Annotated in this window: 2 protein-coding genes; one reads left to right on the top strand and one right to left on the bottom strand. The window is 59.9% G+C overall.

Annotated elements, in window-relative coordinates:
* Positions 1 to 653: GntR family transcriptional regulator (locus IRZ24_RS19500; RefSeq protein WP_297168206.1), on the bottom strand; the 653-nt coding region annotated here is incomplete at its 3' end.
* Between the two features lie 684 nt (positions 654 to 1337).
* On the opposite strand from IRZ24_RS19500, the gene IRZ24_RS19505 reads away from it, so the two are divergent.
* On the top strand, positions 1338 to 2337 hold a 1000-nt coding region (locus IRZ24_RS19505), incomplete at its 3' end, for a PAS domain-containing protein (protein ID WP_297168208.1).

Genomic DNA, 2337 nt, shown 5'->3' on the forward strand with positions numbered 1-2337 from the left:
AGCGTATAGTCAACTTGCTCGATATAGAGCAACGGCACGCCAGGGGAGAGGCCGAGCTTCTGCGCCAGCCAGACTTCGGCCAGTACAGGCCGGAGCTGGGCCAGGCCGTGATGGATGGTGAGACCAAGGCGCTGGATAAGAAAATCGTAGAGCGAGTCGCTATAGAGATCGGTCAATTCATAATTGACCGTCTGCACCAGGGCCATCGGCAAAAAATCGATCGAGAAGACCACAGGACGCTGATCGGCCAGACGCACGCGCTCGATCGCCAGCACCTCGTCGGCGGGTGCCAGAGAGAGCTGCGTGGCCACATGGGGACTGGCTGGCATTGTCTGAATGACGACGTCACGTGTGCCGGGCAGGTGCCCCGAGGCCCGAATCAGCTCGCTGATGTCAAGGTTGCGGTCAAGGCTGCCCTGCACTTGCTGCGGATGCCGGTTCACAAAGGTCCCCTGACCATGTCGGCGCAGAATCAGCCCTTCCTCGGCCAATGCCTGAAGCGCCTCGCGTAGCGTTGTGCGACTGACTCCTAGCGTCTCAGAAAGCTCTTCCTCGTTCGGGAGGCGAGAACCGGGGGGATAAAGGCCCGTGCTGATCAGGATGCGCAGCCGCTGGCGCACCTGGCTGGCCAGTGCTCTCCTTCCTCTGAGCACCGTTCGACCCCCTTCCTGCTTCTGCTTGATTGTTGTGGGTAGAGCAGGTAGACTAGAGATATGGCAGAGAGCCAGTCACGAGTGTTTGATGTTGAGTTTACACTCGTGATGCAGAGATGTCAAGTGGTTCGTATGATTGAATGTTCCTGCTGTATAAAAGGCAGTTGTCTTTAGAATTGGTACGACCGTTGCAAGCGAAGGAAGGATATCCCGGCAGGGAGCTTGTGCTGTGCATTGTGAATCAATGCGCGCCCGGTGGCCAAGCCGCCTTATCAATGCGGCCAGTGATCCCCTTGTCTGGCTGTTTGTGACGGCTTTTTGGACAGCTGCCCGGTTGAACGTTAGTTAGTTCCACAGGCAGCAGGATCGCCGGAGGAAGCTCGGGAGTCAGCGAACCATGACTGATGAGAGTGCAGGCAAGCTGATGGATAGAAGGTGAGGCCGAGAGGAACCTGCTGCAAGGCAGAGGCCACTGCGAGCCGATCTCTCCCTGCTCACCAGAGTCAGGGCTGAGGTAGACCGCGCGCCTGGCATAGCGTGCGGGGAAGCGGACGAGACAGTGATGCTTCCCGCCTTTGTTCCTCGACTTGTATCCCTCTACTATAGTGAGAAGGAGCGAGCGAGAAGGCTGGCGGCCCGGCCTTCTTCATGTCACATCTGCGCCATCCGCTACGTTGGTGATCCATGCAGAGCAGCGAATCGTTTACTAATTCTAGTGTAGACTCGTTTGAGTTACTACCTCCCTATCTGGCCGCTGCCGGCGCTGAGCCATTGCATTTCGAGCAGTTGCGCCGGCAGGAGCAGATCATTAGCGACACCAGTCTGCTACCGGCGCCCTTCCGCGCTCGGCTCTTTACCCTTCTTACTTACCAGCGGCATGTGCCCTACTGTCTTCATTACTTACTCGCCCGGCTCCTCAGCCAGGGACAAAGGGCCGCGGCCATCGCCGCTCTCCTCCAGGAGCCGGAGAACGACGAGGAGCGAACAGTCCAGCTTGAGCTACTGGCGGCTCAGACAGAGTCCCTCCAGAGCTGGCCCGAGCCAACCTCAGCGCTGGAGCAGGCCCTGCTCTGGGCTGCTGTGGCGCTGCTCTTACCGGGCGAGCAGACGGAGCAGGCTCGCCTGGAGCTGCGGCGCCTGCTGCCGTCGAGCACCTATGCATCGCTTCAGGCGTTCCTGTCCTTTGTCCAGACCTGTCATCTCTGGATCATTGCGTATCCAGAGCGGGCGCACGTTGCCGACGAGCAGGCGCGGCAGTACTTACTACGGCTCCTGCAAGGTTGTGAGTCTGAGGAGCAGGAGCATCTGCGTTCGCTGCTAGAGCGGCTCGGCTCCTGCACGGACGAAGCTGTCTTCAGGCACGAGCTTGAGCTGTACCGTCGCCGACTGCGGGCCGTATTAGAGGCCATTGGCGATAGCGTTCTGCTGTATGATCATCGCGGGCGCCTGGTCTATGTCAACGCTGTCGCCCGTCGACTTCTCCCCCTCTTGCGACCGGATCACGCCCGTCGGGCGGCCCTGGCCAGTGCGGGCGTGAACGACCAGGGTGGGGCGGTAGAGACTGGAGAGACGGCGGAGGCGCTACTGCTCGCTGATACTCCCACCGCTGCGCCGCTGCAGCGTATTCTCCAGCAGGGATATGCCATTGCTGGCGAGCAGGCGGTTGATATCAACATCAAGCTGA

Source organism: Thermogemmatispora sp. (assembly GCF_019683755.1).
GTDB lineage: Bacteria > Chloroflexota > Ktedonobacteria > Ktedonobacterales > Ktedonobacteraceae > Thermogemmatispora.